The sequence below is a fragment of the Synechococcus sp. H55.11 genome (genome assembly GCF_047462475.1).
Classification (GTDB): Bacteria; Cyanobacteriota; Cyanobacteriia; order Thermostichales; family Thermostichaceae; genus Thermostichus.
Window position 1 is genome coordinate 23,016 of record NZ_JANSJI010000107.1, and the last position, 3,351, is coordinate 26,366.

The window sequence follows — 3,351 nt, forward strand, 5'->3', positions numbered from 1 at the left end:
ATCCTACCCCAACTAGCCTTCCTCTGCCTCGTTGGTCACGTTGCCACACTCAGGGTTATTGTCCTTGCGGAGAGTGCCGATCAACGTGCTCACCACCACGCAGCGGTTTTCGCCCTGGGAGTAGGTGCTGCTGACCACAAAGCGCCCCAACTGACGCGCCCGCCCTTCCGAGTCGAAAACGGCCCTTCCGCCGTTGAAGGTATTGCTGGCAGTAACAAAATTATTGAGGCGCACCCACTGACAAGGGGTGGGCTCATCGCAAAGGCCTTCCTCGTCTTGGATCACCAGCGTGGGGACATTCGGATCTGAGTTATCGATTTCAACCACCCAAGCACGGCCTTGGAGAGAAGCTCTGGCGTTGGCGCGGGCGGTGCGCAGGGCCCGCTCCACCTTGTTTTGCGCGTCCTCCAATTGGATGCGCGCCCAGATGTTGATCCCGGAAGGGACGGCCAGCCCGGCCAGAATGCCGATAATGACCACCACCGCCAGGACCTCTGTCAGCGTGAAGCCCTGGGATCGAAGCGGCCGCGCCGGGCCAATGGTTTTTTTCTCCAAGGCCAACATGGTGGACATTCCCCCTAGGAGAGTTGACGGTTGATAACACCGCGGGCAAGAACCCGAGTTTGCAGCGGCAGCAGGTAGCGCGACACCTCTGAGATATCGACGCTGGTGGCATCCTGAATGTAGCGGCGGAAGAGGCCGGGGTTGGCCCGCTCCATGGCCGTGGCCGTGATGTTGATGACCACATCCTGGGGTCGGTCGGCGCCGGGGCTGCGCCGCACGCAGACGTAGAAGCCCACGTCGTTCTGGTTATCTGCCAACCCTGAGAAGGTGACGCCGTTGGGTTTGCCGCCGCCAAAGGCATAGCCCTGCGGGCAAGCGGGTGCAACCTGCGGACTCCCCTCCCGGCTGCTGAAGATGTTCGAGACCAGAGTTATCAGGCGAGGGCCATCCGCCCTGCTGGCAATGGGGATCTGGCGTGCTCGGGCCTGCTCGGAAGGCCAAGCAAGGAAACCTTCCCGGAACGGATCGGGATCTTCAACAAAGAACGGGCTGCGACCAGCGCAGTCATTTTGACCCTGAGTGTTGAGGGGTCGTAACTCAAAACGCTCGATCCGCGCGTTGCCTTCCCAAGGAGTGTCCCCTGTTGGGTTGCCGGCGTTGTTGTAGTTGCGGCGCAGGTAGTACACCACCAGGGTGTAAATGCCGCGGCGGCTGAGCAGCGTTTCCCAATCCGCATTTCTGCCGTTTGTGAGCGGGAACCCAGCAGGTGGTTCAGCAGGCAAGGTAGCACGGCCTTCGCGAATCTGTTGCAAGGTGGGGTTGCCCGCGTAGCATCCCCGCGGGATCGGTTCCAGCTTCCAAAGGGCAACAACCGGGATAGCGTCATCGGGGCGGCGGATCCAGCCTGGCTCGTAAAGCCGCTGGGTAACATCTGGGATCCCGTCTCCGTTGGGCTGTTCGGTGTCGTTGTAAATGTAGAGAGCTTCTGCCAGATCCTGCTGGATATATTCCATGGCCTGGGTTAGCTCCGCCTGCACCTGGGTGCGGCCCGTCTCTTCCCGATCCAGCCGCATCGTCTCGATGACGATCATGGCGGTGGCCAGGAGAAAGATGGAGGCAATCAGCAGCGAGACCAACAGCTCGATGAGGGTAAACCCTCTGCTGGCTCGGCGGCGAAAGATCCTGAAAAACATAGGGAAACACCCCCATCTTGCAACAGGTTTTGCGGAAAGGAACTTAGGCTCTACCTCAGGTTTCAACAGGACCGACAGGCAGGGGGAAAGCCCGGCACCTCTCGATGGGATCCGCACCTATGGTAATGGCTATCTGCCGGCAAACATCTCCCAAGTTGGCGGCGGGGTTAATTTCTACAAAGGAGGTGGCCATGGGAAAGAGCCAGACATCGGCATTGGCCAAGTTTTGGTTGGCTGAAACCAGCTCCGTTCCCAATCCAGGCAGCGCTTGGCGCGTGTCTGGATCAAAAGAAAAGCGGTGGTAAACCCGCACGCCCAGGCGAAAGCTGCAGGGCACCCCCTGAATGACCCTGTTTTCACGGCGGTCGATGCAGGGCGCTCCCTCGTCGCGGAAGGTTTGGATGACGTATTCTTCCGGGTTCCGCCCCGGCACTTGAACTTGCGCCAGGCGAAGGGAATAGTTGTCTTTGTGGGTGTAGTTGCCGGCATTTGCATCGGCGGGCATCTCGTCAGGGGGTGGGGTGTTGGCCAGCGGGTCTTCTCCCACTCTGGGCAGACGATCCCGTTGAGCCGGATCCTGAAAAGCCTTTGGAGCAGCCGACAGCTCGATATCCACCAGGGTGCGGATGCGATCCACCTCCTCCTGGGCCAGGCGATTGGCCAGCTCTACCCGCTCGCTCATGGCCCGCCGGTAGGCAACTAAGGTAAGGGCAGGGGCAAGAGCAGTCATGGCCAGCGCCACGATGATCACCGAGGCCAACACCTCAATGAGGGTAAAGCCCTCTGCTGCCGATTGCCGCCAAAACTGACCCTTGCTCATCGATCCCTCCCTATTTCGCCCCTACTTTAATTTGCCCCTGACCGGACGGATCTATATCAGATCCATATCAATTGAACTCATTGCAGCCGCCAATCTGGGCAGACGGATCCAACGGCACATCCGGCTGATCCTGGAGCGCGCAGCGCAGCCGCCGCACATACGGATCTTGTGGATCCAGCTCGCGCAGGAACTCTGTGCGCGCGTTGGAGGGGAATTGGAAGCGGCTGGAGACGGCGCCGGGGCGGCGGGCAATCTGCAGGCCCACGTCGTAGCCGAAGCGGCGGTTGGGTGGGGAGTAGTAGTCGTAGCCGAGCACAAAGGTTGGATCCGGCACCAGGTTGGGCGGCTCGAAGCTGCGCTGCAGGAAGGGGCCGGTGGCATAGGTGCTGTAGTTGAGCTGGATCATCGAGCCGCTGAAGAAGAGGTTGGTACCTCTCCACAGCTCGTTGAGGCGCAGGAAGTTGTGCATGCCGCCGGCGGTTTGATCCAGCCGCGAGGGGAGCACGCCGCTAACAGCCACCGCGTTGACCCGCGTCTCTCGGGCAGGCTGCAGTTGCCGGTTTTGGCTGCCGTCGTCGTTGCGGCGGCGCTGGTTCGGGTCGGTGGAGGCCAGTTCTTGGAAGCGGGGAATAGGAATGGGTCGCCGCGTCACCTCGTCCAGGATCACCCCTAGCACCGGGTTGGGGCCGTCAAAGCCCGTGGTGGGGCTCTTCAGATCCAGGGTAAAGGGCTCCACATCCACCCACTCGGGGTTATTGCCGCCGCCCCCATCCCGGTCAACCTGTACCTGGATGGTGTTGCCGTTGGGCTTGACGTAGAAGCACAGGCCGTTGC

General features: G+C 61.0%; 3 protein-coding genes and 1 pseudogene. All 4 read right to left on the reverse strand.

Features of this window, described 5'->3' with window-relative positions; all coding sequences use genetic code 11:
- Positions 1 to 12: 12 nt before the first annotated feature.
- Positions 13 to 564 (reverse strand): Tfp pilus assembly protein FimT/FimU, encoded by a 552-nt coding sequence (locus tag NW853_RS04800; RefSeq protein ID WP_414336093.1) that lies wholly within the window; start codon positions 562 to 564, stop codon positions 13 to 15.
- A 14-nt stretch (positions 565 to 578) separates the two neighbouring features.
- Positions 579 to 1,697 (reverse strand): PilW family protein, encoded by a 1,119-nt coding sequence (locus NW853_RS04805; protein WP_414348082.1) that lies wholly within the window; start codon positions 1,695 to 1,697, stop codon positions 579 to 581.
- Between the two features lie 55 nt (positions 1,698 to 1,752).
- Positions 1,753 to 2,517, reverse strand: a complete 765-nt coding sequence (locus NW853_RS04810; protein ID WP_414348084.1) for a prepilin-type N-terminal cleavage/methylation domain-containing protein — start codon at positions 2,515 to 2,517, stop codon at positions 1,753 to 1,755.
- Positions 2,518 to 2,584: 67 nt separating this feature from the next.
- Positions 2,585 to 3,351 (reverse strand): annotated as a pseudogene (locus NW853_RS04815) (type II secretion system protein); the annotation flags it as partial.